This is a genomic window from Paenibacillus sp. FW101-FHT12H11 (genome assembly GCF_058790355.1).
On record NZ_JBYTCO010000007.1, the window covers coordinates 1 to 25,962 of the forward strand.

Sequence of the window (25,962 nt, forward strand, 5' to 3'; positions counted from 1 at the left end):
AACGGTTTCTTTTTGTTTTACAGAATTTAAAAGGAGGGTGCCCCTTGCCATTTTCATGGCTTATGGGACACCCTCTTTAGGAAACTGTTTTTTAAATTAATACGACGGCCCTTTTACGGGCCGTCTCATGGGAGAAGAGAGCAAGAGCTTTTGATGGGACCTGTTATAGTCCGAAAAAGCCTTGATACATAAGGGTTTTCAAATTTGGAGTAGTAATCAGTTTGATGAACTTGGGGACGGCTTGAAGAATTTCGTCCCCAATTCGTCCCCAACTTATTTGTTTCATGAACTGTACTAGTCGATTGAAATCTGTTATTTAATTGATCCATATTTTTGTAATGCTTCGTCATCATATAGCAGATTTTCAGTAACTTCTTCATCAAGATCGACAAAAATGTGTTCTTCCCCGTTATAGTTTTCTTCACGTATGTAAGCTCCGTTTAATGCTGTTTCTTTAGACATAGAAATGAGGGTATCTTCAGAGACCAATATCTCTTTTCCATCAATTAAAACGACATATCCAAATCCTCTATGCTCCCTAGTCAAAACAAGTGCTGTAACTTCTATCACTAGTATAACCTCCATAATCATTTTTTTCTTTTATTGTAATTTCTACATCTAATAATTATTTCCTTTTATAATTCAATTGGGGGCTCGCTAGGGACGGTAAAGAAAGAATCGAACTTGCTCGCCGCGGCTTGATCTGCAGATTGAATAGCATGTCCATAAACGTTCATCGTTGTAGAAATATTGGAATGACCTAACCGGTTGGAAATGATCTTGGCGTGAACACCTTGGTTAATGAGGAGGGTAGCAGATGTATGGCGAAGGTCATGGAATCGTATGTATTTCATTTGCGGATACTTTCTAATAAATCGGCGCCACATGTCTCCAGGAGTCTTTGTGTAAAATGGTTTGCCATTCCAGCTACTGAAAACAAAGAAATAAGCGCCGGCTGCCCATTGTTCTTCAAGAGCATCTCGATCAATTTTACTTTGATCATAAAAGCTTTTAAGTTCTTGTAATACAAAGCTGGGTACCGAAACTTTACGTATTGAATTTTTAGTTTTTGGCTCCTTAATGATTGGTTGCCCATCTCTGAACATTGGAATAGATTGCTTAACATCAATAATCCCGTTCTCTAGGTCTACATGCTTCCATTCAAGTCCCAAGAGCTCGCCGCAGCGTAGACCTGTTGTAAGCGCCAGGAGAATCAAAACCCGGAATAAAGGCTTTTCATCAGCTAGTGCCTGGATTAACCATCGAACTTCCTCATTGTTATAAACGTCCATCTCTTTTGATTTTTCTTTTGGCTTAGTTACCCCTTTGATCGGGTTATCTTTAATAACCTTCCAATCAACTGCTTTTGAAAATATGCTACGGATAACACGGTAATTATAAACGATCGTGGAAGAGGAGAGCGTGCCTTCGCCTTTAATGCGATTCTCCGTATGTAGCTTTTCTAAGTAATCGATGATGTGCATCGTTTTTATTTTGTTCATATGTAACTTTCCGAAGTAAGGAAGAATCCGCTTGTTAACGTGATAAAGATAGTTAACAACAGTTTTAGCTTCCAAGTTCTTTTCGACAAACTTGGTTTTCCATTCTTGGACGAAGGATTCGAAGGTTTGTTTCTCAGGGGATATATATTCGCCAACTTCAAATTCAATTTGGAACTTAGCTAGCTCAGCTTTGGCTTCCTTTAAAGTAGAAACTCTTACTGTCTTAGATTTTTTTATTCGATTACCTGCAGAATCATAGCCGGCTTCAATAATTAATCGAAATGCATTTTTCCCGCGCTTCTCGATACTAGGCATGTCCTACCTCCATTCATAAAAAGGCTTTACATCCATTTGCATGATTTCTTCAATATCCCCCATTTGAATGATGAATTGTTCAATGTCACTGTACTCAAAATGCAAACCCTCTTGATGTTTCAATTTTTCTAAACGCCGAACAACACTATGTATGTTAATCCCAAATTGGTTAGGACGCTCAGGATGCGTCATAAGGTCTTCTAAAAGAATAGAGACGCTCATTATGTCTTCTGAGTAATCATCGGCTGTCTTAGGGCGAAAAGGAGCTTCTAATGGAATGAAGAGTTGGTTCTTGTGCCACTCTATTCTCCCTCGAGCGAAAGAGATATTTAATTTATCTGGTACTGGATGAAAATCCTCAGGATGCTCTGAATAATAAACGGATAACCTTGCCACTTTTATGCTCCTTCAAGTTGTTTTGGACCAAGCTCTGCCATTACACGCCTAACATGGTCATCATCAATTGTAATTTTCATGCTACGGCGACGAAGCAATTCTTCTTCATATTGTGCATTTTGAACTCTCATTTGAATTTGAGTTAATCGATTCTGAACAAACCTTTCGGATAGACAGAATTCTTCCGCAAGCACTTTTACGAGCAGGGAAGGAGAAACATTCTTAAATTCCTCTAGTAAGTACGAAGGCATTGCAGCATAGTGTTGAAAATGTTTTGCTTGAATTTCCTGCAGTTCAATAAATGATTTAGGCATGATCTCTTGTCGGCCGACATGCTGCAGTGGATGGCAGAGTTCGTGAAAAAACACTTCGCGTCTTTGCTTTTGGTCCAGGTATCCATTTAGAAAGATGAAGGAGTACTCATCTTCTTTCCATTCAGCGAACGAAGGTCCAGAATAAGTTCGGATTTCTACATCGAATATGGATGCAATTAGGTCAAGGTCCATATCTGACGCGTACTCAATACCGATGCTGCGGTACTCTTTTTCTAACCATTTTTCGAGTTCAGTTGGTTTATAAAGTGATAAGTTCATATGATACCTCCTATAGGTAGATGGTATCATATTTCGCCATAAATAGGAATATACGTTCGTATTTTTGTCGAAAATAACAGAAAAAGGTAGAATCATCCATAGCAAAAGATTATATAGATTACGCAAGTGGAATATGGTATTATCTGGATTGAAGCGAGGACTGCTTTCTAACAAAAGGAGAGACAACTCTTTTGATAAAGAGAAATCAAACAAGGTTATCTTACTCGAAATCGACAATTAAGCACTATCTACTCAGTAATGGTAGGTTCACTGTAGTTACGTTTCCAGACACAGACAATACTCCTTTCGTTGCTACCTGTACACATGGCCATGTTGTGCATTTTACTGTTGATCAATTATTCCATTTCCCAACAAAACCAATTTGTACCTTGTGTAATTTAAGTGTAGGTTTATCAATAAGAAATAATAACCACCGGGAAAAATCCAATAACATTAGTAATTCTGATGTAATACGTCATAAACCAGAAGATGCGGAACGGCGTTTTTTTAATAACGAGTACGAAATAACAGAATTTGATCCAGATGAGAGATCAAAAAGTAATAGAAAGCTGATGGACTTTTCTCTACTTATTAGAAAGAGGGATAATAATCAGTGTCAAGCTTGCAGAAGCCAAGAAGAGCTTCATGCACATCATTTACTTTCATGGCATTCTAACGAGAAGACCAGATATAGTTTGGAAAATGGAATTACTTTATGTCATAACTGTCACAGAAGGTTTCATAAGAAGTATGGAAATAAAAACAATACTCCAGAGCAATTTTTGGAATGGATAATTAGTGTCGGAGCGCATGCTGGGACAATAAATAGAATAAAGGATCAACTTGTGAATTTAAATAACAGACAAACTGAACTGGGATAGTTTATTCAAGTGTTAGAATAACGATTAAAGAAACATAGTCCCTTCCGTTTACAAGATGGAAGGGACTATGTTTTTTTGAATGAGGTAGTTTAGAAGAAGAATTCTTGCGTTTAGCATTCATTTTTAATGATCTGAACATATTATACCATCTGTACTAGGTCTAAAGATACAAAATATTACTTTAGAGGTCGATTTTAGTATGATATAATGAATAAAAATATTTTAAAGAGTAACTTTATTTTTTGCGTTATGACTGTGAGGACAAAATATGATACGAATTAACAAAAATAAAGCCTCATCTAAATTTCGTTCAACTGCCTATAGCGGGAAGTTTTTACTTAGTAATGATCAGGTCTATAGAGACGTCAAAGAAGAGCTACTTACTATCTGTGAGCATAAATGTGTCTATTGTGAAACATCAATTAATAATATCCCTTTAGAAATTGACCATTTTAGACCATACAAAGGTGCATTGAATGTTGTAACTGGAGAGTTTCACCCTAACCATTACAGTTGGCTGGAGAATAGTTGGGATAATTTTCTGCTGGTTTGTGTTGAGTGTAGTCGTTCAAAAAGCAACAGATTCCCTGTGGAGGGGCAGCTTTGTGAAGTAGGCGCATTAGGTAAAGAGTTGCAGAATGAGCGCAGATTATTAATAGACCCTAGTAAAGATCGTCCAGTAAAACACTTTATTTATAGAGAAAATGGGGAAATGGTTGCTAAAACAAAGAAAGGTAAATATACGATTGATGTATTAAACTTGAATCGTAGTTATTTGGTAGAAAAAAGAGAAGAAAAATTTAAGTTTTTACAATCTAAATTTTTGAACCAATTGAATAAAATAGATAATGAGGTTTTGAAAAAAGAAATACTCTATGAGGTATATTCTTATAAAGAGTTTTCAGGAATGAGTAGGTTTTTTATCTCACTTTGGATTGATGAAAATTATCTTCCGTGGGATAGAGAGTTTGAAGAATACTTTACTGTTAGAAATGCACATAGAAACCGTGTGGAAATAATTGATTTAAAAGCTTTGAACTATTCAACTCAGATAGAGAAATTCTCAAATTCATTAATTAATAAAACTGATTTTAAAATTAAGGAAGATTGGTTAGATTTACAGAAAGTATATAAAACATCTAAGATTGATCAATATATAGTTTCGAAAGATGTTGACAAATCTAGCTATTATATGAAACAACGTTTCATAGAGGCAATTGAGATTAGAAATTTTAAAAGTATAAAAAATGTTAAATTTGATCTTAGATTGAGTAAGAGTAGCAATGCACCTTGGCTTATGCTCTTAGGTGAAAATGGAGTAGGAAAAAGTTCTGTACTTCAAGCAATTGCTTTAGCACTAATGGGAGAAGACAAACGACAACAATTATTTGGTTCAAAATCTGGTAAGTTTTTGAGAGAAGGCGCAGAAACTGGTGAGATTGCAATTTATCTTACAGGAGAGAAAGAACCGATAATATTAGCTTTTAGCAGAGGTAGGGATAATTTTTCAGGGAAGAATCATGTAGAACCAAAAGTATTGTTGTTAGGATATGGGGCTACGCGGTTGTTACCACGTAAAGATATGGAACATTCTTTTAATATTTCTTGGTCAAGAATTGAAAATTTATTCAATCCGTTTGTTCCACTTGTAGATGCAGATGATTATTTTAGTTACTTAGACGAAAAAGATTTTAAGGTGGTAAGCCAAGCTATTGAGTCGCTGTTTTTAGAGGAAGTAGAAGTAAAACGTGTTGATAATAAAGTTAGGTTTAAATTCCATAATTCCACATCACAGTTAGAGGATCTTAGTGACGGGTACCAAACTATTATAGCCTTGGCAACTGATATAATGATGGTGATGAAAAATCGCTGGAGAAACTTTGATGCTGAAGGAGTAGTCTTGATTGATGAATTAGATTCACATCTGCATCCAAGGTGGAATATAGAAATTGTTAGTAGACTAAAGAGAGCCTTTCCGAAGATTCAGTTTATATCTACAACACATAATCCCTTAACCTTGCGTGGTCTAATAAAAGGTGAAGTTGCAGTGATCATTGAGGATGAGATGAAGCAAAGAATTGTTATTCAAGACTTGCCATCTCAGGGGACTTTAGATGTTGAAGAGTTGTTGACCTCTAAGTTTTTTGGTTTATATGATACTATGATGCCTGAAATAAATAATATATTCGATGAATATTATTTATTATTATCTAACCCGAATCCTTCAGAGCAAGAAATAGTAAAAATAAATAAATTGAAGAATGAACTTGGAAGTCTGGGGAGAATGGGGAGTACCACAAGAGATCAACTTTTTTATGAAGCCATAGATTACTATTTGGCTAAAAATAAAGAATTAGATGAAGGGCAATCAAAAGATTACTTTAAAAATATATTAGAAAAAACAATAAAATCTTTCGAAAAGTGATGTGTCTCCAAAATGATTTATGTTCATAGAAGAGATGTTCCTGATGTAATAAACCTCGATGATAAGTCATCACTTGGAGCGAGGGAGCTTGAAAATGCAGTTAAGCATTTTAAATCATTCGATAGGGATTTTGAGTTTAAAGTATATAAAGAGAGTGCGGTAAAAAAAGTATTACAAGAAATGTTTCATGATAAATGTGCTTTTTGTGAAAGTGTGATTACGGTCATCACTCATGAAGATGTAGAACATTTCCGGCCTAAAACTGCTATAAAAATAGGGCATCAACTTTCTTACCCAGGCTATTATTGGTTAGGAATGAATTGGGACAATTTGTTGTTATCTTGCCCTAGATGTAACAGAAGTCATAAGAAAAATCATTTTCCATTGGCTGATGAAAGTATGAGGATGAGATCTTATGATGATACAAATGTGGAAGAACCATTATTAATAAATCCCTGTGATGAGAATCCAAACTTACATCTTAATTATAGCGATGCTGGTGAAGTAATATATATTACACAAAAAGGTGAAATTTCAATTAAGTACTACGGGTTACATAGAAGAGAACTGACAAAAGCAAGAGGAGAAGTTGCCTTGGATGTTCGGAACAAAATTAAACAAATTAAAGGTTATTTGAAGGCTATCAACTTTTTTGAGATGTATTCACAAGATCCCAGTTCTAAAGAAAGAATAGAAGAGAGTGTAGAGAATCTTCTAATAGCGTTTGATTATGTTAATGAATATTTTGTTAATCCAAGTAAACCATACCGTGCGTTAGTAGAGCAACTAGCGACTGAATTTATAGATACTTATGGCGATCTAATTAAGGAATTAAGAAAACAGTATAATAATTCAATGAGAGCACCTGTAACAACTTGAATACAATAATAAAAACCAACAGTCACTATCTACGCTGTTGGTTATTTATTTGAGTGAAAAGGTTATTAAATTGATAACTGATGAAAGCTGTAGTCACCGCGATAATAATTAATGGGGACTGAATTTCTTAATAAGTCATTTTGCACTCCAATTTTATTATTATAAACTCCTAAACTCACAATTCTCCTTCAAAAAATATCCTCCAGCCATTTTCACCGATATCTCACAATGAGATTCAATGACACCACCTTCAGATATTTGTTCAAGTATTCCTTTTGCATTTCTTTGAAAAACAACAACATATGCTTTATTGTGTATTGCAGCATCCAAATGAGCATCAGTGGTAAGATTAAATCCAGATTTAAACATATATTCCCTCCAAAACTTTCTGTTTACCATATTATAGCATTTTAATGATTGAAAAGGTTGTATAATTTAAAAAGCATCAGGAGAAGTTTAGATCACTGCAGATGAAGAAATTCATTGCTCATTGTAATAAAATAAGTTTTTTAAAAAGTCATTTTATAATATAATAGTAAATTAGAGTATCTTATGATAATGATAAACGGTAATTAAGTTTAGAATGGGGAGTATAGTATGGCAACAAGAAATGAAGATAATATTACCCAAGCTAATCTTCTATTAGACAAAATTAATAATATAAGAGTAAAGGTAAGAAAATTAAAGGACAAAAAATATAAAAACGAACATGGACAATTTTTTACTGATACTTTACTTGCAAGAATGATGGCGAATTTTATTAGTCAGGATTTAAATGTAATAAATTTACTTGATCCAGGTGCGGGAATTGGCTCACTTACTTCAGCATTAGTTGAGAAAATATGCAGCTTAGAAGTTGTCCCAGAGGAATTAAATGTTGATCTATTTGAGTTAGATAGTTCACTTCTACCCTTTTTAAATGAAAGCATGGAGATTTGTAATGAACATTGTCTTCAAAGAGGTATAAGATTTACATATCGAATTCTTGAAGAGGATTTTATAAAATCAGCAGTACATCTCGTGGAGAGTAATACAGTTCTTTATAATTTAGTGATTATGAATCCTCCATATAAAAAAATAAAAATCAAATCAGCGAACTATGAGGATCTTAGAAGCATTAGAATTAATACATCAAATTTATACACTGCTTTTTTTTCACTTGCAATTCGTCTATTAGAAGATCAAGGCGAGATAGTTGCTATTACACCGCGAAGTTTTTGTAATGGTCCATACTTCCTTTCATTCCGTCATGATATCATTTCCAAAATAGTGTTTAAAGAAATTCATGTCTTTAATTCCAGATCAGAAGCTTTTAGTGATGACGCGGTGTTACAAGAAAATATTATTTTTCATTGTAAAAAAGGAAAACCATCGAGCTCTGAGAAAGTAGTTATTTCTTCAAGCAATGATCCCTCAGATATAAATATAACATCTAATACTATTAATTATTATGACTTCATTAAGCCTGATGATCCAAATGTTTTTTTTAGAATCGTTAAAGATAACAACGATTTATTAAGTAGCGAAAAAATGAGTATGTTAACTCATTCATTAGAGGAAATAGGCATTTCAGTATCTACTGGAAAAGTTGTTGATTTCAGAGTAGATGAATTCATTCAAGACTTACCAGAAGAGGGGAGTATTCCACTAATTTACCCTTGTCATTTAATCAATAGTAAAATAAATTGGCCAATTATTCCACCTTTGAAACCCAATGCTCTTGTTATTTCAGAAAAGACAAAGAGACTTAGGGTTCCAACTGGAAATTATGTGATTATAAAGAGATTTACAACCAAAGAAGAACGCAAAAGAATTGTGGCAGCTCTTTGTACAGCTGAATTACATAAAGATGGGTTTGGTTTTGAAAATCATTTAAACTATTATCACATTGATGGAAAAGGACTCCCCATAAATATTGCAAAAGGTCTTGTCGTGTATCTAAATTCCTCGTTAGTAGATAGTTATTTTAGGCAAATTAGTGGACATACTCAGGTTAATGTAACCGATCTTAAAGAGTTAAAATACCCATCATTGAATGAACTTGAAATACTAGGAAGTTTTTTTGAGGATACAATATACTATCAGGAAGAAATAGATAGGATTGTTGATTATCATGTATAAAAAAACACTAATTTAGATTAGTGTTTTTTTAATTTTGAGAATTACGGTGAATCTTTTCTATGTAGTGATATAATAAACACATATACAAATATTAGGAGGTCTATTTAATGTCGAAGATACCTTTTAACGTATCTGCTAGGGCAGCTAGACTAATTGGAAGGGAAAATGTTAGTAACGCAGAAGGAGCAATTATTGAACTTGTAAAAAATGGTTATGATGCTGATGCGAATAAATCAATTATTGTTTTTGAAAATAATTACCGCGAAATTCCTATAATTATTTCAAAAGATGAATTGGATAGTCTGCAAAAATATAAGGAAGATATATATCTATATTATGAGGAAGAAGATCTATTTGGAAATTATAAATTAATTGAAACAAATCGAAAAAATGAAGCTCTATTAAATTTTTTTCTTTCGACAAATAGTATATATATTTTTGATGATGGTAGTGGAATGAGTGCAGACACAATAAAAAAAGCTTGGATGACAATCGGCACCGATCATAAGGCATTAAATTATATTAGTGCACGCGGAAGAATTAGGACAGGAGCAAAGGGAATTGGTCGCTTTGCTTTAGACAGACTAGGTCACTCAGCTGTAATGTGGACATTAGAGGAAAATAAGAAAAGTGGCTTAAAATGGGCAGTAGACTGGGGTGATTTCGAAAAACAGGATACTGTTATCGGCGATGTTTTCGCTGATATAGAAGAAATCAGTGCTGAAGAATTTTCAGAAAAAGTAAAAGAGGAACTATTTGGTAGAATAGATTTATCTTTATATGAAGAACAGAAGATCAATGAGCTTAATCAAGGATCATTTAATAAAGGTACTTTAATAAAAATTATTGGATTAAGAGATGGTTGGAATGATAAATCGTTGAATAAAGCTTTTTCAAGTTTAGATTCCTTAATTCCCCCTAAAGAAGAAAGGATTTTCGATATTTATTTCTTTGCTAATAAATGTTCGAATTTATTTGGATCAGTACAGTCGAGTATAATTGCAGACTTTGATTACAAATTAGAAGCAATAGTAGGTGAAGACCAGGAAGTAACAGTAACAATTACTAGAGATGAACTTGATTTGTCGAAGATAGATTTAGATTTGTTCAACAATATAGAGTATCAAGTTTTTCCATACGATAAAGAAACAATATTTAATAGTATCTTTACTAGGAAATATACTGTGCAAGAACTTCTGCCTCAACATGATTTTATGAAATTGGGACATCTGAAAAATTTATCTTTTAATTTCTATTTTTTGAAACGTGATTTTGATGAAGATAGTAAATATGGTTACAAAAACATGAATGCATTTAAAAGAAAAGCATGGTTAGATAGTAACGGTGGTATTAGGATGTATCGAGATCACTTTAGAGTGAGGCCGTATGGAGAAATAAATTCAGCATCATTTGATTGGTTAAAATTAAATGAGAGAGTTCAACGAAGCCCAGCGGGTGTTGGTAACCAGAAAGGGAATTGGCATGTTAGACCAAATCAGGTTTCTGGTAGCATCTTTATTTCAAGATCCCATATAGAGCTTAAAGATTTATCAAACCGAGAAGGGTTGCAAGATAATGAAAGTTTCGAAATTTTTCAAGAATTTATCGTGAAAATAATAAATATTTTCGAAAGAGATCGTCAAAAAATTATGAGAGGGATTAAAAATCTCAATGACATAAAAGATCAAAAAGAAATTATAAAGCAAGAAGGTATAAAACTAGCTCATGAGACCGTAAAGTCCTTCGACAATGATACCAAAAGTCAACCAAAACAAGATCTTTTTGAAGAAAAGCTTGAGGAAAAAGTTGAGAGATTAGAAAAAGATAATCTTATATTAGCTAAGTCATTAATAACTTATGATGAAGTAGTTGAAGAAAAAGAAACTGAGCTTAAGCTAATAAAAGCCTTAGCAGGTACTGGTATAGCCCTAACTTCTTTGTCTCATGAAATTAAACACCTCAGTTCTCCACTCGTAACAAGAACCCTTTATTTAAAAGAGTTAATTGATCAAAGGGACTACAATGAAATAGGAACTTTTATAGATTTAATGATTGAAAAAGATAGAGCTCTAAAAGGATGGTTGGATGTATCTTTAAATATTGTTTCAAAAGATAAGAGGAAAAGGAAGTCAGTCAATATTTACGAAACATTAAAATTACTGTTGAGTAATTGGAAACCGTCGTTAGATGAGAAAAAAATTACCGTCACTTTAAATAAAAATCTAAATGAAGAGTTTGAGTGGAAAGCTTTTGTAATTGATATTGAAAGTATTTTTAATAACTTAATTATTAATTCTCTGTTTGCTTTTTTAACCAAAGAGCATCAAGGAGAAAGGAAAATTGAAATATCAATCAGTTATACTAATAACCAAGCTGACGAATTTGAGATTATCTACGCGGATACTGGACCTGGATTATCTAAGAATATTGTGAATAAGAATGATATTTTTGAACCATTTTATACAACAAGAGAGAACGGAACAGGACTTGGAATGTGGATTCTAAAATCTACTGTAGAAGAATATAAAGGAGAAGTAGAATTAGTTGATTCAAAGATGGGATTTAAATTAAAAATGAAGTTTCCAATATAAAGCAATAAGGAGAATTAGCTAAATGTATAAGGTTGCCTTAATTGAAGATGATGAAATGATGAAAAGAATGATTACTAGTCGAATGGAAAGAAAATTCGAAAACGGGGAAAGTCTTAAAGTGATTTCATTAAAATTCGAACAATTGACGGTAGAAGAATTGATAGATTCAATTTATACAGAAAAATTTGATGCTTTAGTTCTAGACTATAAATTAAACGGGAGTACTCCCCCGGTTTTTTACGATGGAACAGATATAGCTTTAGCTATGGAAGAAGAAGTTCACTTTTTTCCTGTTTTTATTCTTACTTCTTTTGAATTAGATGCTGAAAAAGATGAATATGCTGATGTTAATAAAATCTACAAAAAAGATCTTTACATTGCTGATGAAACGGGAGCGTATGTGAATTTTGTAAACAATAAGATCAATGATCAAATATCCCATTACAAAAATCGCTTGAAAGCATACGAAGAAGAATTAATATTATTGAGAAGTAAAGTTGATAAAACAAATGAAGAAAAAAATAGGGAATTGATGCTCGACCACATTTTGGAAAAAAGTGTGTTGGGTAGAAATGCAATGCCTCTAAACCAGAAGATAAAAGATGAACGACTAGACAAAATAATAAAGTTAGCCGAACGATTATTATCAGAAAAAGAAAGTGAGAATTAGGGTGTTGACTGGGAAAAAAAAATTCAGGGAATTGGTCCCTACAAAAAGAGAAATAACTTATAATCCAAGCTTAAAATATGGTAGTTATAAAAAGATATTAATGGAAGATTTCAATGGTAGATGTGGATATTGTGATTCATATCATGGTATTGTTAAAAAAGATTTTCATATCGATCATTTCGTGCCACAACGAATAATTGAGAAGTTTCAGAGTCATACTCATTTATTAAATGACTATAATAATTTAATTCTGTCTTGCCCTACATGTAATAGCAGTAAAAGTGGCAAATGGCCAACAGAAAACCCTGATATTAATCTAGTAAATAACAAGGGTTTCATTAACCCAACTGATACTAAGTATGATGAACATTTCTATCGGGACAGTGGAGGACAAATATTTCCTGAAGAGTCACTAGAAACATCTGTTTTTATGTATAAGGAATTAAAATTGTATTTGAGGAAGCACAAAGTAGTTTGGTCAATCGAATATTTGCTAAATATCTTACGAGAATATCGAAGTGAAAATGAAAAATCAGAAAAAGATGAGTTAGTATCAGAATTACTGGAGTATTTATATGAGCATTTTGAGATGAAAGATAATTAAAAAACAAGACTTATTTGTGTATGCGATTTGGAATGTAATAACCTTGGTGTTTTAAAAAATCAAGTACTTGAGTAACTGTAATATGACCTCCGCCTTCGTTCTCAATTTTAACCAAGTACTCCATCATTGGATCTCTATCTACTTTATCCAATATTAATTGTATTTTATCAATGAAATCATTAATTTTTGAATTCTCCATATTATCACTCCGCTATTAAGCAATAGTCTTCTTTACAAAATTCTATACATACAATGGCATTTCTATACCCTAAAATAAGGAAAAAAGACGACACATTGAGTGTCGTCTTTATATTTCTTCTTATTCAAACCATTCCTATAGTCCTCAACGACAGCATGTGCCGCGAAATAGTTAGTATTTAGGTTTAAAATAATTATCCCAAATCAATTCCTATAACATACACTGGAACCTGGATTGCACTTTTAAAGTGGGGAAGATAACGAACAACTTTCTCGAAATTAAGGGAGCCTTCCCAATTTTGATTAAATTGCTTTGTCATTTGTTTTTGAAAGTTCTTGGTTGTGACGACATAAACACCGCAGTCTATGCGATTTAGACCTGAGTAAGAAGCGATTTGGAATTTGAGCAAGTCAATGCCTATAAACGAGGAATGACCGAATTCCACTTCAATCCCTATACGTTCTTTTAAAAAATCCATTTTTGCTGATGGATCCCCGTCTTCCTCAAAAACTGGTGGCTGTCTCTCCCAGCCTAAATTCGAGAATCGTTCATCTAGTTCTTTGTTGAAAACTGGTCTTGATAGCGAAGAGAGTACTATTGTTGGATCGACAATTACCTTTTCTATTTCTTGTTTTATTGAAAGTTTACTATTTAAGATTTGTTCAGCGAAACGAAAAGAAAACAGTTCTAATCTAATTTTCATTTATTTCTCCCCTAAATCAAAAAAAAATGCAAGACAAAACGACACACGCTGAGAAGCGGTGTCGTTTATTTCTTCTTATTCAAACCCTTTCTATAAGCCTCAACAGCAGCCTGCGCCGCGGCACGGGCTATCTCCAGTTCATCCTCAGTGTACTGATCAGCTCCGCCGTAGAAGGCGCGGCCGACTCCGTCATTTGCAGTTATGTCTGATCTCCCTAGGAGATAATCTACACTTACTTCAAAGAAATCAGCGATTTTTTGTAACGTCTCCATATCTGGAGTACGGTTATTATTCTCATATCCAGAGATTGATACTTTGGTCACATTAATTTTTTGACCAAGTTGTTCTTGTGTCATATTTCTTTGATTTCTTAGGTATTTTAAGCGATCGGAAAACTCCATCACCATTACTCCTTTTATTGTTAACTAGTTCAATTATAAGTTAGCTAATGGTTAACGTAAACTTTGTTAACTAAATAGGAAATAATCTCTTGACAGTTAACTAATAGTTAATTATTATTGAGTTAACCATTAGTTAACTTTGATTTCGTACGAAAGGAGTGTTGATATTGAAGAGCAATACTTTAAGGAAATTAAGAGAAGAAAAAGCTTTAACTTTGCAGGATATGGCTACAGAAATTTCGGTAAGTAAGCCATATTATTGGCAATTAGAAAATGGGAAACGCAGATTATCTTATGAACTTGCAGTTAAGATATCAACTGTTCTAGGTAAGACACCAGACGAGATTTTTTTGAAAACAAAGTTAACTAATTCGGAACAACCACCTTCTATTGCTTAATGGAAGTAAGCATTCTGATTGTGAGGAGGTGATCAAATGGACCAACAAGTGGAACGAAAGACCTTGACAGTAGACGAAATAGCAGCGTACCTCGGTGTGCACCGTGATTCTATTTACACAATGGTACGAAAAAAAGAAATTCCACACTTCAAAGTCGGTGCTCGCATCCTATTCCGGATGGAGACAATCGAAAGCTGGATGAAGCAGCAAGAAAGCGAGAACCATCGCATTGCTCAATAAAAATCCGCTGACGAGGGAAGGTATCAGCGGCTGCGGAGGGGAGATGACACAACGATCATCCGTTAATTTCATCTTAAGTTGCTTCTGTGTCACAAATCTATATCAGTTATGTGCTGATTTGCCACATTAATCGGAAAGGTGGTGATAACAATCGCAATTGGAAAAGCAATTCAAGCATTCCGAAGAGAAAAGAATTTAACTCAAGAAGAACTTGCTAATCAAATTCCAATTGATCGTACAACGCTAGCTCGCATTGAAAATGGAGAACGCCCATTACCAAGCGGCTTTGATACGGTTGTATCTGGTCTATCTTGGAAAATAGCTCTTGAGATAGCGAATGAGCGAACGGGTGGATACATCTCCAACATCTTAGTGGATGTTCCGAATCTGGATTTACACCCTGCGGCACTTAAAGACTTATTGCTTAAGCAACTTGCCGAAGCTGGGACAGCATTGGAGAGGTTATCAATGTCAAAACATATTTCGTCTGAAAAACGAAAAGAAAGTGCTGAAAGAGTTTGGCAAGAAATCAGAGACGTTATCGAGACTGCAAACGTCATGCAAGGAGTGCTTGAGGATGAGTTCGGCTTAGATCGTAAGCGAATGATTCAAAAGCATGAATTGGAAATCAAGAAAGGTGACCGCTGAGAGAGGAGGGATAAATTGTCATTAATTCTTGTGAGTAAGGATGTAGGTACGTATACACATCTTAGCAAGTTGTATTCATATCTAGAAGCAATGCAAACTAATCCGGGCTATTTCAATAAGGAAGTTAAGCCGGCTGCGGAAGATTGGGTACGCGGAGAAATTGAAGCACTTGAGAAGGAGCTTTATGAAGCGAAAAAAGAAGCAGGCACCGGCCAGGGTGACTACTCCAAGGTTACAGCATTTGAAAATAACATTGCTTTCAGTATACCTACTGAGGGGCGTCAATTCAAGGACTCATTTTTTTGACTTAAATCTATAAATCTATCAAACAATTTGAGAGGAGAAACAAAGAATGTTGAAAGCAACGGGAATCGTAAGAAGAGTTGATGAACTTGGTCGTGTGGTAATTCCTATTGAGCTGCGGAGGAATCTGGGGGTTGAGATTAAAGATCCTATTGAGATCTTCACGAACGGGGACAGCATTATTCTAAAGAAATATGCGCCAGGTTGTGTTCTGTGTACCAATATGGAGAACGTGAAGCAAGGTCCAGGTGGCAAGTTAATTTGTGTTAGCTGCATTAGTCAGATTCAATCTATCTAAAAATTATTGGAGGTCTTTCAAATGAATAAACAATCGATCATTGAACGTTTACTGGTGTTGCCGGAGCTGATCGCTGCTGCGGAGATTGCATTGATCGGAGCGCAAAACAATCTAAATTCTGCTCGCTCTGAATTAACACACAGGGAGGATGGTCTTTACCTCGGAGTTTTCGAAGAAGAGGGAATGATCATCGACGGTAAAAATGCAGAGATTCGTAGTGCGCAGCTCAGAAGATTTTCTGCAATTGAACGCAACGAGGTAGCACGTACTGAGCATTTGGTTATGGAGTCACGATATCAACTGGATAAGCTCAAAACAGAGCTAAAGGCACTGCAGTCCATTGTGGATCTGCTTAAGGGGGCGGCGTAATTTGAACGAAGTCACCGTCATTCAGCCTCAAACACCTGGCGGACAAGCTGGCGGAGGCGCAATCATAGATTATGAATTCGGTAGTGCAACAGATTTACGGAAGAAGTTGGCCGATATGAAACAGAAGCTTAATCTGACTAAAGAGTTTTTCCGTGAGGTTATGCAAGAAGGCGTTGATTATGGAATCATTCCTGGAACGGACAAGCCTACATTATTGAAGCCAGGCGCAGAGGGACTATGTGAGTTCTATAACTTTGCACCGACGATTGCTAGCAAGGTTGAAGATAAAAACTTTGATACCGGTTATTACGGAGTAGATATCACCATTCGGTTAATCCACCGTGGATCAGGCGCCATCATTGGAGAGGGTGTAGGTCATGCTAATACGTTTGAAAGCCGTTACCGCTGGCGCTGGGTGTCAGATAAAGATCTTCCTAAAGGAGTAGATAAGGAAGATCTAGTTAGTAAAGAGCGTTCCGGGAAATACAGCAAGTATCAATCTTATCGAATCGAAAATGACGATATGCACTCCATCTGGAACACCGTCCTTAAGATGGCTAAGAAACGAGCATTAGTTGATGCCACCCTTGCTGCTACAAGATCCAGCGGCATCTTCACACAAACTGAGCAGGAGCTAGAAGCGTATCTGGCTGGCGAAGATCCAGAAGCAGATGGTGAAGGTCAACAGCAAGCCAAGGCGCAGCAGCAAAATTCACAGAGTGGCAGCCGGCAAACGGGCACCCGAGGTCCAGGGGGAGGTAGCTCCGGTCAAGCTGGAAATGTTGTTCAGAAAAATCGAGTGTTTGACCTAATGAAAAAGGCTTCATTAGATTGGAACTCTCTAGCGAAGGAAGCCACGCTTGCACTAAACCGTGAGATTAAGAAAGTTGTTACTGATATTCAATCGGATGCGGACTGGAAAACAGTCGGAGATCATCTTGAGTTCTATATTGCTGGGAGTCAGACCGACCCAAAAGAAATGAACTTTAATATTCCAGAGGACTTGTGAGGTGAGAAGCATTGAAAATAGCCCATGTTGCAGATAGTCACTGGGGACTCGGTTATCCGGGTCCGGATCCTTATGCTCGTTTTCAAGATATAACCAGAGTCATGGATTGGGTAGCCGATCGGATTATTGAAGAAGGCTGCGAGGTTGTACTTTTTGCTGGTGATGCATTCAAGGATGCCCGCGTGTTCATAGATCGCGCAACCGTCGAGATTGCTGCATTTACTCAATGGTTAAGGCGATTAAGTAATGCAGGGTGTAAGGTGGTCGTCATTAGTGGAACTCCTTCTCACGATGCCGTATCTGCTTACGAGATTATTAAGGAAATGCACATCCCTAACACTACAATCTTCACTTCTCCTGGCGGGCTCGTTCTTGGGTCCCCGGGTAACGAATTATCGATAAGTTGCTTGCCGGGTATGAATCGCAGCCAGTTTGCCACAAAAGAGGAGTTTAAAGATTTACCTCCAAATGAGTTTCATCAAAAGATGACGGACTGGATATATGAGGAATGTTCTAGACTGGTTTCCTATAGTTCAGGAACTAAGCTCTTGATGTCTCATTTAACGTTTGACCTGGCTGACACAGGCTTCGAAGACGTGCTGTTGATGAATGAACCTATCTTAACCGACGAAGCTGCTCAGTTGTTCGATCTGGTTGCCCTCGGTCATATCCATCGACCGCAGCAGGCTGGCAGGAATGTCTTTTACAGCGGTGCCCCTGAGCGGCATAACTTCGGTGATGAGAAAACAAAGCCGGGTTTTTGGATTCATCAATTAACTGGAACACGAACTTTTGCATCAACATTTATTGAAACTCCTTCACGTCGATTTAAAACCATTGACTGGTGCGATATGGACATTGAAGCTTGGCTGGACGGACAGGTAGATGAGTTTTCAACTGTTAAGGATACCGTGATCCGGATTCAATACACCTGCAGCGAGGACCTTCAGAAACGGTTCGATCGTAGGACTTTGGAAAAATCTCTATATGACGCAGGAGCATTCTATGTCCACGAGATTAAAGCAGATGTTGAACGTTCAGACCGGGTTCGTGATGTTGAGGTTACGGAAAGCCTCGGCCCCCAAGTGGCGTTGTCTAAGTGGGGACAGAATCAATCAATTGATGCTGAGGAGATAAGTGTGCTGCAGGCACTAACTACTGAGTTACTGGAGGCGATTGTATGAATCCACTTACGCTTGAATTAATAAATTTTCGTGCAATCCCATATGCCAACATTGATCTTACTGATGTGACGATCGCTGCGATCTGTGGAAGAAATGGTGCTGGGAAGAGCTCGGGATTCACTATGGCACCAAGATTTGCCTTGTTTGGTGATGTGATTGAGGGTGTGAGCATGGACGACCTTGTAAGGCGGGGTACTCAAGAAATGGCTGTGACATTTACTTTTGAACATCAAGGAAGTAATTACCGTGCCATCCGAACCCGTTCACTTAAGGGGAATGGTAAGAGTACCTTAGAGTTTCAACAGCAAATCGGTGCAAAGTGGGAAAGTAAGTCTGCAGAGAAAATCAAAGATACGGAGGCTGTTATCCGCAATCTCTTGAATCTAGATGATGAAACGTTCACAGCGTCCAGCATGATTATGCAAGGTAAGGCCAATGAGTTTACAGGTAAATCTGCTGGTAAACGTAAAGAGATCCTGCAACAGATACTGGGGCTTAATATTTATGATCGTTTGCAGGAGGCTGCTAGGCAAAAGGCAGCAGGGCTGCATTTGGAGATAGAGAAGGCCAAAGACAAACTAGCCGAGCTCGATGAACGACTAAAACTGAAGCCATCCAAAGCTGAATTGTTGGAAAGTTTGAATCAGGAGACCGGAGCAATAAAAGCATTCATAGTCGCTAAAGAAAACGATTTGAGACAACAGGAAGAGAAGATTCGTGAGCTTCAGACTAAAGCTGAAAAGGCAGCGGAGTTTAATAAACAATTGATTTTAATTTCCAAGGAAATCGCGCCGTTCGACATTGAAAAAGAAGGTCTTGTCGCAAAACTAGGGCGTGCTGAGAAAATCCTATCTAAAGAATCTGAGATTCTTGCAAGTACGGATGAGTTTTATCAAGTCAAAGAGCAGATCACGGCGCTTGAGGCAAGGTGGCCAGAGCAGGAAAGATTATCGATTGAACTAGGGAACATGGAAAAGTCTATCACGAATATTAAGAATGAGATTGCACCACTTGATCACAGGATCAGAAACGTGCAGCAGTTGCTGCAGAGCCGTGAGTTGTTTTTGGCGAAGGCAGATGAATATACGGCTGCTACTTTACAACAGAAGCAAATGGAGAAGCTCGCCGAAGAGTGGGATTCCATTGAAAAGGAAATCTTGGATGTTCGAGCTGATTATAGCGCGGAGCAGTCAAGGATTAACACGACAAAGAGCTTGCTCGAATCAGAAGTTCGCATGCTTGAGTCCAAGACTTTAATGCTCACCGATTCGAATTGTATTGACGACACGAAGGCGGCCTGCTTGTTTCTATCGGATGCTCAAGATGCAAAACAAGTGTTGATTAGAAAGCATGAAGAATTGAACAACATCGACTTATCAAAATTAACTACATTAAATAAACAAATAACCAGCCTGACGGAGAAACAACAAGAGATTGGCTATGATTTTGCTGCACACCGGGCATTAAAAGTACGGATTGAAGAACTCAGACCAATGGCAGAAGAGGCGGGCCAGATGCAAGCGAAAGAAGAGCTTCTTATAAGCCTGCAGGAACAAAGTTCCCGGTTAAATAGCCAAATAGAAGAGCTAACGCTAAAACAAATAAATACTCAAAGTGAATTAGACACTTTACGTGAAGCACTAGCACTACTACCAGCACTTTGTAGACGATTGGACAATCTCCAACCTTGGGCAAATTTAAAAGACCAAATAGGAGCAGCACGTGAAGCTAAACAAAGCTCTGCTGCTCGCATAGCAGCTATTGATATCGAATTAGAAAGAAAAGCAGAAAGCAAAACGACAATTGAGGAGGAACGATCTCTGCTTCTATTGGAAACACGGGGGTTGGATTCTGCTGTATCGGAGCTGCCTATCATTCAACGTGAGCTGCAGCAGCTAAGGGATCGACAACATACTCTTGCCGAACAAATAGGTGGACTGAAGACCGAACTGACTTCACTGGAAAAGGATGAACAGTCTCGCCTGCAGCTGGCGGAAGAGCTAGAGCCAAAGGCTAAAAAGTGGAGAAGATATCAGACTTTAATTCGTGCTTTTGGTCGCGATGGGATTCCTGCATTAATCATTGAAAATGCTGTTCCCCAGCTCGAGCATATAGCAAATGAAATTCTTGGCAAGATGTCTAAAGGTAAGCACTATATTCGTTTTGAAACGCAGCGTGAGTTGAAAAGCCGGGATGGAGTCCAGGAGACATTAGATATCATGATTGGCGATTGGACGTCTGAGCGGCCTTACGAAACGTTCTCAGGTGGTGAGCAGCTTCGTATCGACTATGCCATCCGGTTTGCTCTGGCTGAACTCCTAGCGCAGCGTGCTGGCAGTAAAGTGGAATGGCTAACGATTGATGAGGGATTAGGTTCTCAAGATGCTGAGCACCGCGGGCTGGTTCTTGAATCCATTAAAGCGGTAGCAGATCGATTCAAGAAGGTCCTTGTCATTACGCATATCGAAGAAGCGCAGGCTGTATTTGAACAACAGATTTTCTTTGAAAATACAGATGCCGGCATTGATGTCAAAGTAGCATGAACAAGCTTGGGGGTGGGCCACCACTCATGAGGTCGGGAGTTAGTGAACGAATTTGGGAACTGCTAGATAAGGAACCTGATGCATTTAAAAAAGAGGTTATTGCGTATTTTGCAGTTGCCTATCCTGGGTTCACCGTTGTACGGGCAAAGTACCCAGATATTTATTTGAGAGACGATCGGAGGCAAACACTTTGAAGAATGGAAAAAAGCCAACAAGGCAGCAGCAAGTAGCTATGATTGCAGCCAAGTTAGATCCAAAGGATTGGTTGGTTATGAAGAACCTATCTAATGAATTACATATCCTTCATCGGGATAACAAGGACTTGAAAGTTATTCCTGCATAGGGTTACGTCAACTGATAGCAGTAACTAACAGAGGAGCCCGCGGGAGGGGATGACACATGAATGCCTGACAATCACATAATTCCTGTCTCCAGCGGGCTCTTTGAACATCGTGATCGCATTGGCCCGGCAATCTGGGAATTCCTCTGGTGCATTGATGCCATAACCGATGAAGAAAAAGATGGTGACGGAGCTCGCTGGGGGCTTGTACACGGCGGCGCACCGGTGAATCATGAGAGGATCGCGCAAGAAATTGGTTCCAGCCAGGTCACAGTTCAAAGAAATATGGCTAATTTGAAGAGTCGAGGATACATAAATTCAGTCAGAACAGCCCGCGGCGAGATCATAAAAGTTGCCAAAAATAAGAAAGAAATGGATAAAAAGAGATACATCAAAAATGATAGATCACTCGAAAGTGATACATCAAAAATGATAGATCACAGCGAAAGTGATACATCAAAAATGATAGATCATGGCGAGAGATCTATCAAAAATGATAGATCAGATGAGAGTGATCTATCAAAAATGATAGATCTAAAAGACTTTAAAGATCTTAATACTATTACTACTACTATTACTTATCCAGAATTTGAACCTGAAAAGAAAAACCCATTAATGCAATTGCTGGATGCTTATTGCCAGCTTAACCACAAGTTTGACATTCACGTTAAACCGAAAGAGCGCGAAGCCATGGGTAAGATGGTCGCCGGAGGTATGCCTAACCCTTTTACCATCCGAACTATGGAGCTCCTCCTTGAGGACAAGCGCAAACGTGAAGGGAATAGCTTCAAGCTTCCAACCAGTTTTCTGTATTACGAAAACGGGATCTGGGATGCCTGGAGAAATGAGAATGCCCAAACTATCCCTGTGTCGTCAGGTGAAGTCGCCCCGGGCAAGGCTCATAAAACCAAGCAAGAACAAGCTTTTACCATGCTAGATCAAATCGCAAGGGAGGAACTGGAGCGTGAACAGAGCGGAAGTCACGCAGTTGCTCAAGAAAATTAAGGGGAAGTACCCCGGGTTCCAAATCCCGAATGATTTGCAGTCACTGCAGACCATGGTGGATGAATGGCTGGAGGATCTGGAAAGCACCCCTTTCGAAGTGGCAGCAGAGAACTTGCGCCGGCATTCGGACAGCGCCGAGCAGTGGCCGCCAAGTATCGGTAAGCTCAAGCAACCCTTGCAGACAGAAGAGGAGCTGTATCACGAATCGATGAAGCGATCAGCTCAAGAGTTCTTGGCAAAACGTGATGAGTGGTTGAAGACTTCCGTTGGGCCTCCTGATCACATCAAGGCCATGATGAGTTTGCCATACGAGCAGAGGTTGGAGGCGATCCGAGCATATGCAGCACGAAATGAACGATGACTTGAGCGCTGAGCAGGCTGTCCTTGGGGCCATTTTCACCGAGAATGAATCGATGTCGGTCGTTTCTGAGCGGCTGTTGCCAGAGGACTTCATAGAGCCCAAGCACCGGGTCATATACGAGTCCATGATTGAGCTTTATGACGCTGCAGAGACAGATACACCTGTTGATCTCCTAACCGTCACCAAGCACTTACAGCGGCGTCAGCAACTCGAACATGTTGGCGGCGTTGGGTACTTATCGGAACTGACTAGTGCAGTTCCTACGGTGGCCAACGTGGACTATTACGCCAAGATCGTACTTGATACCGCACTGGAGCGAAAGACTCGAGCGGGGATGCAGAAGATTTTCCAAAACAATGATCTGTCGGCCGAGGAAATGGCGGCTCAGGCGCAGGCTGTGGCTGAAGAGGTTGCAGAACGATCTGCCAGCAAGAAAGGCGGATTCAAACGGATCGATCAAGTCAGCATGCAGGTGTTTGAGCAAGTTGAAAAGAACAATGCGAACCCGAATCCCGGGGGTATAACAGGCATTTCATCTGGGTTTGTTGACCTGGATAAACAGACCTCAGGATTCCAACGGCAGGATTTGATCATTGTCGGAGCTCGTCCGTCAGTCGGTAAGACGGCTTTAGCCTTGAACGTTGCGCAGAGCGCTGGCACGACAAGCGGTGAAACAATTGCAGTCTTCAGTCTGGAGATGGGCGCTACGCAATTGGTTCAGCGAATGCTCTCTTCGGAAGGCAGGATAGAAGCCAGTCGAATGCGTAGCGGAATGATGGAGGGCGACGATTGGGAAAAGCTGACCATGGCGATCGGCGAGCTGTCGAGGTCTAATGTCTACATCGACGACAGTGCTTCGATCACGGTAAATGAGATTCGAACCCGTTGTCGACAGCTTAAGAAAGAAACGGGATCACTTGGACTCATAATCATAGATTACCTTCAGCTGATCAGCGGATCTGGTCGTAGCGAGAACCGACAGCAGGAAATCTCCAAGATATCGCGCACGCTCAAGCAAATAGCTCGGGAGTTGGATGTTCCGATCATTGCATTATCGCAACTCAGCCGTGGTGTAGAGCAGCGGCAGGATAAGCGACCAATGATGTCCGATCTTAGGGAGTCCGGATCCATCGAGCAGGATGCAGATATCGTGGCTTTCTTGTACCGGGATGATTACTACGACAAGGAGTCAGAGAAGAAAAATATCATCGAAATCATTATAGCTAAACAACGAAATGGCCCGGTTGGAACGGTTGAGCTTGCTTTTCAGAAGAATTTTAACAAATTCGTTAACCTGGATAGATCACATCAAAGTGTACTTGATAAACCGAAAGTGCAGCCAGTATCAGGCAATAACAAACGACGCTGGGCATAAGTGCGAGAGGAGCGATAAAACACGCGGGATCCGCTGTTCGAGAATAAATACCGGTACTTGGTTCTTCAAGGGAAGAACATTATCGGAGAGGTTTATGTGATGGATGAAAAGTACATCGCTATTCTCAAGAAAGTTCGCAATGGACTCATCTGCAGGAAGGCTGGCTAAACAATGGCACGATATGTAGGCATTGACACTTCCACCAAGACAGGGTTAGTCGCACTAGATGAGTACGGTGATGTCTGGGACGCTCAGGAAGTTGAAGTTACAGGAAAAGACCCGGAACGAATGGTCAAACTCATCGATCGTATTGTTCACTTGGTAGGCCCAGAAGATGTTGTCTGCATAGAAGATTTTGCATATGCGCAGGCCAATCGAATGGCTATGCTCGGTGGAATTGGCTGGGGAGTTCGGATGGAGTTATTCAAGAGAGGCATTACATACATCGAGGTTGCTACTGGGCAGCTTAAGAACTTCGCCGGGTGCAAGGGGAACTGCTCTAAAGAAGATCTTATTATTCCGATCTATGAGCTCTGGGGATTTAGAAACGGCAGCGACAATGTCCGAGATGCGTTTATCCTGGCACAAATCGCTAGGGCCATTAAAGAAACAGTAAAGCTGAAAGCTTTTCAAAGAGATGTCATTAAGAAAGTGAGAGGGAGATAGTTCATGGCCTATATTGAAGCTGAAGGTGTTCTCGTAAATGCAAATATGAAGAAGGGTGGAAAGCTTCTCATTCAAATTGAAGTTACTGAGGATCTGGAGAATAGAGAAGATTATTTCCATCTACGTAAGATGATCGAGAAGAACGTACGGTTTTCCTTAGATAGTTTAGTTGTGGAGTACAACGTTACACTCAATGCCAGGACGAACAAGCCGGTCCGTGAATATCAAGTTGATGTAAGTGGAGTTGTATCAGAAGTGAAATCAGAGGGCGAACAGGCTGAAATGGATCTTGGAATTCCAGCCGAGAAAATACCAACGAAAGAAGAAACCGAAGAAGCTGATCGTAAACTAATTGATGAGTTTATCCGCAGCGGTCTTGCTCCGCTGCATGAGGATTTAACATTAGACTTCACATCGATTCTTAAACGTTTTTATGATGGTACAGGATATGCCAAGATTGCTGCTGATTTAAATATAACGTTGGGTGAGCTGTCGGTAATGCTCGATGAGTACCGTAAGAGAGTAGCACCGCTTGCTACGAAGTGGGATGACTGGAGGCGAGGGCAAAGTGAGACTTCAGCAGAGAAGCGTGAGTCAACGGCTGCAGAAGGTTCTAAAGGTGAAGTTGTCGAGTTTACTGAACCTGTGGTTCAAGAAGATAAAAAAGAGGCTGTTTCGGGTAATGGAGAGAAGAGTAGTCAAATCGGCAAAGACGAGCTGGAGAACTTTATTTTAGGTGGAGATGGCCCAGTGTTTGAAGATTTGCCGTATGACTTTAAAGAGCTTCTTACTCGCAAGCGTAATGGTGAGACATGGATGGAGATTGCACAATCATTAAAGATAAGTTCAAGTAAGTTGTCTGCCGATTGGAGCGAGTATAAGAAACGTATTAAATCTGTTTTAGATGGAGAGAACGGGGCCGCATAAAAAGGGAGGGATAAGA

30 protein-coding genes are annotated in these 25,962 nt (G+C 38.4%); 22 read left to right on the top strand and 8 right to left on the bottom strand.

The features are described 5' to 3' along the window. Positions 1-312: 312 nt before the first annotated feature. The 4 genes from AC3WTJ_RS22230 to AC3WTJ_RS22245 all read right to left on the bottom strand — a co-directional run bounded on the left by AC3WTJ_RS22230 (position 313) and on the right by AC3WTJ_RS22245 (position 2,806). Positions 313-570, bottom strand: a complete 258-nt coding sequence (locus tag AC3WTJ_RS22230; protein WP_492523686.1) for a hypothetical protein — start codon at positions 568-570, stop codon at positions 313-315. Positions 571-635: 65 nt separating this feature from the next. Further along, complete coding sequence (locus AC3WTJ_RS22235) at positions 636-1,817, bottom strand: tyrosine-type recombinase/integrase (RefSeq protein ID WP_492523687.1); 1,182 nt, start codon at positions 1,815-1,817, stop codon at positions 636-638. A 3-nt stretch (positions 1,818-1,820) separates the two neighbouring features. Continuing rightward, positions 1,821-2,213, bottom strand: a complete 393-nt coding sequence (locus AC3WTJ_RS22240) for a hypothetical protein (RefSeq protein WP_492523688.1) — start codon at positions 2,211-2,213, stop codon at positions 1,821-1,823. Positions 2,214-2,215: 2 nt separating this feature from the next. After that, positions 2,216-2,806 carry an ImmA/IrrE family metallo-endopeptidase gene (locus AC3WTJ_RS22245; RefSeq protein ID WP_492523689.1) on the bottom strand — a complete coding sequence of 197 codons (591 nt, stop codon included), beginning with the start codon at positions 2,804-2,806 and terminating at the stop codon, positions 2,216-2,218. Positions 2,807-2,997: 191 nt separating this feature from the next. Here AC3WTJ_RS22245 and AC3WTJ_RS22250 point away from each other — a divergent pair, with 191 nt between their 5' ends. The 3 genes from AC3WTJ_RS22250 (at position 2,998) to AC3WTJ_RS22260 (ending at position 6,991) form a co-directional block, all read left to right on the top strand. Next, positions 2,998-3,687 carry an HNH endonuclease gene (locus AC3WTJ_RS22250; RefSeq protein ID WP_492523690.1) on the top strand — a complete coding sequence of 230 codons (690 nt, stop codon included), beginning with the start codon at positions 2,998-3,000 and terminating at the stop codon, positions 3,685-3,687. 268 nt (positions 3,688-3,955) lie between these two features. Beyond that, positions 3,956-6,112: an AAA family ATPase gene (locus AC3WTJ_RS22255; RefSeq protein WP_492523691.1), complete on the top strand. Its 2,157-nt coding sequence runs from the start codon at positions 3,956-3,958 to the stop codon at positions 6,110-6,112. Positions 6,113-6,124: 12 nt separating this feature from the next. After that, complete coding sequence (locus AC3WTJ_RS22260; RefSeq protein ID WP_492523692.1) at positions 6,125-6,991, top strand: HNH endonuclease family protein; 867 nt, start codon at positions 6,125-6,127, stop codon at positions 6,989-6,991. A gap of 159 nt (positions 6,992-7,150) precedes the next feature. Here the strand turns inward: AC3WTJ_RS22260 and AC3WTJ_RS22265 are convergent, their stop codons facing one another. Next, positions 7,151-7,360: a hypothetical protein gene (locus AC3WTJ_RS22265; protein ID WP_492523693.1), complete on the bottom strand. Its 210-nt coding sequence runs from the start codon at positions 7,358-7,360 to the stop codon at positions 7,151-7,153. A gap of 228 nt (positions 7,361-7,588) precedes the next feature. Between AC3WTJ_RS22265 and AC3WTJ_RS22270 the strand changes: the two genes are divergently transcribed. From AC3WTJ_RS22270 to AC3WTJ_RS22285, 4 genes are all read left to right on the top strand, one after another. After that, positions 7,589-9,112, top strand: coding sequence for an Eco57I restriction-modification methylase domain-containing protein (locus tag AC3WTJ_RS22270; RefSeq protein ID WP_492523694.1), 1,524 nt, complete (start codon positions 7,589-7,591; stop codon positions 9,110-9,112). A 107-nt stretch (positions 9,113-9,219) separates the two neighbouring features. Next, positions 9,220-11,703 carry an ATP-binding protein gene (locus AC3WTJ_RS22275; RefSeq protein ID WP_492523695.1) on the top strand — a complete coding sequence of 828 codons (2,484 nt, stop codon included), beginning with the start codon at positions 9,220-9,222 and terminating at the stop codon, positions 11,701-11,703. Between the two features lie 22 nt (positions 11,704-11,725). Further along, entirely contained in the window at positions 11,726-12,373 is a 648-nt protein-coding gene (locus AC3WTJ_RS22280) for a response regulator (protein WP_492523696.1), read from the top strand. Between the two features lies 1 nt (position 12,374). Further along, positions 12,375-12,977: an HNH endonuclease gene (locus tag AC3WTJ_RS22285; protein WP_492523697.1), complete on the top strand. Its 603-nt coding sequence runs from the start codon at positions 12,375-12,377 to the stop codon at positions 12,975-12,977. A gap of 10 nt (positions 12,978-12,987) precedes the next feature. On the opposite strand, the gene AC3WTJ_RS22290 is transcribed toward AC3WTJ_RS22285, so the two are convergent. From AC3WTJ_RS22290 to AC3WTJ_RS22300, 3 genes are all read right to left on the bottom strand, one after another. Then, positions 12,988-13,176, bottom strand: coding sequence for a hypothetical protein (locus AC3WTJ_RS22290; protein WP_492523698.1), 189 nt, complete (start codon positions 13,174-13,176; stop codon positions 12,988-12,990). Between the two features lie 193 nt (positions 13,177-13,369). Continuing rightward, positions 13,370-13,879, bottom strand: coding sequence for a BglII/BstYI family type II restriction endonuclease (locus AC3WTJ_RS22295; RefSeq protein WP_492523699.1), 510 nt, complete (start codon positions 13,877-13,879; stop codon positions 13,370-13,372). Between the two features lie 65 nt (positions 13,880-13,944). Then, complete coding sequence (locus AC3WTJ_RS22300) at positions 13,945-14,280, bottom strand: helix-turn-helix domain-containing protein (RefSeq protein ID WP_492523700.1); 336 nt, start codon at positions 14,278-14,280, stop codon at positions 13,945-13,947. 158 nt (positions 14,281-14,438) lie between these two features. Here AC3WTJ_RS22300 and AC3WTJ_RS22305 point away from each other — a divergent pair, with 158 nt between their 5' ends. From AC3WTJ_RS22305 to AC3WTJ_RS22375, 15 genes are all read left to right on the top strand, one after another. Continuing rightward, on the top strand, positions 14,439-14,678 hold the full coding sequence (locus AC3WTJ_RS22305; RefSeq protein ID WP_492523701.1) for a helix-turn-helix transcriptional regulator: 240 nt from the start codon (positions 14,439-14,441) through the stop codon (positions 14,676-14,678). Positions 14,679-14,726: 48 nt separating this feature from the next. Continuing rightward, positions 14,727-14,918 carry a helix-turn-helix domain-containing protein gene (locus tag AC3WTJ_RS22310; RefSeq protein ID WP_492524028.1) on the top strand — a complete coding sequence of 64 codons (192 nt, stop codon included), beginning with the start codon at positions 14,727-14,729 and terminating at the stop codon, positions 14,916-14,918. Positions 14,919-15,059: 141 nt separating this feature from the next. Beyond that, a complete protein-coding gene (locus tag AC3WTJ_RS22315) occupies positions 15,060-15,566 on the top strand; it encodes a helix-turn-helix domain-containing protein (RefSeq protein ID WP_492523702.1) in 507 nt (168 codons plus the stop codon). Positions 15,567-15,581: 15 nt separating this feature from the next. Further along, positions 15,582-15,872, top strand: a complete 291-nt coding sequence (locus tag AC3WTJ_RS22320; protein ID WP_492523703.1) for a hypothetical protein — start codon at positions 15,582-15,584, stop codon at positions 15,870-15,872. 46 nt (positions 15,873-15,918) lie between these two features. Continuing rightward, positions 15,919-16,167 (top strand): AbrB/MazE/SpoVT family DNA-binding domain-containing protein, encoded by a 249-nt coding sequence (locus tag AC3WTJ_RS22325; protein ID WP_492523704.1) that lies wholly within the window; start codon positions 15,919-15,921, stop codon positions 16,165-16,167. A 21-nt stretch (positions 16,168-16,188) separates the two neighbouring features. Further along, the gene (locus AC3WTJ_RS22330) at positions 16,189-16,536 is read left to right on the top strand and encodes a hypothetical protein (RefSeq protein WP_492523705.1); all 348 of its coding nucleotides are present in this window, start codon (positions 16,189-16,191) and stop codon (positions 16,534-16,536) included. Position 16,537: 1 nt separating this feature from the next. Continuing rightward, positions 16,538-17,545, top strand: coding sequence for a hypothetical protein (locus AC3WTJ_RS22335; RefSeq protein WP_492523706.1), 1,008 nt, complete (start codon positions 16,538-16,540; stop codon positions 17,543-17,545). Between the two features lie 11 nt (positions 17,546-17,556). Beyond that, positions 17,557-18,729, top strand: coding sequence for a metallophosphoesterase family protein (locus tag AC3WTJ_RS22340; protein WP_492523707.1), 1,173 nt, complete (start codon positions 17,557-17,559; stop codon positions 18,727-18,729). Then, positions 18,726-21,272, top strand: a complete 2,547-nt coding sequence (locus tag AC3WTJ_RS22345; protein ID WP_492523708.1) for a sbcc family protein — start codon at positions 18,726-18,728, stop codon at positions 21,270-21,272. The genes AC3WTJ_RS22340 and AC3WTJ_RS22345 overlap by 4 nt, the downstream gene beginning before the upstream one ends. A 190-nt stretch (positions 21,273-21,462) precedes the next feature. Continuing rightward, complete coding sequence (locus tag AC3WTJ_RS22350; RefSeq protein ID WP_492523709.1) at positions 21,463-21,615, top strand: DUF6906 family protein; 153 nt, start codon at positions 21,463-21,465, stop codon at positions 21,613-21,615. A gap of 60 nt (positions 21,616-21,675) precedes the next feature. Further along, positions 21,676-22,617 carry a helix-turn-helix domain-containing protein gene (locus tag AC3WTJ_RS22355; protein ID WP_492523710.1) on the top strand — a complete coding sequence of 314 codons (942 nt, stop codon included), beginning with the start codon at positions 21,676-21,678 and terminating at the stop codon, positions 22,615-22,617. Continuing rightward, a complete protein-coding gene (locus AC3WTJ_RS22360; RefSeq protein ID WP_492523711.1) occupies positions 22,577-22,978 on the top strand; it encodes a replicative helicase loader/inhibitor in 402 nt (133 codons plus the stop codon). The genes AC3WTJ_RS22355 and AC3WTJ_RS22360 overlap by 41 nt, the downstream gene beginning before the upstream one ends. Beyond that, the gene (gene dnaB, locus AC3WTJ_RS22365; protein WP_492523712.1) at positions 22,956-24,353 is read left to right on the top strand and encodes a replicative DNA helicase; all 1,398 of its coding nucleotides are present in this window, start codon (positions 22,956-22,958) and stop codon (positions 24,351-24,353) included. The genes AC3WTJ_RS22360 and dnaB overlap by 23 nt, the downstream gene beginning before the upstream one ends. A gap of 171 nt (positions 24,354-24,524) precedes the next feature. Further along, positions 24,525-25,019, top strand: a complete 495-nt coding sequence (locus tag AC3WTJ_RS22370) for a hypothetical protein (RefSeq protein ID WP_492523713.1) — start codon at positions 24,525-24,527, stop codon at positions 25,017-25,019. 3 nt (positions 25,020-25,022) lie between these two features. Next, on the top strand, positions 25,023-25,946 hold the full coding sequence (locus tag AC3WTJ_RS22375) for a ubiquitin family protein (RefSeq protein WP_492523714.1): 924 nt from the start codon (positions 25,023-25,025) through the stop codon (positions 25,944-25,946). The last annotated feature ends 16 nt before the right edge of the window (positions 25,947-25,962 follow it).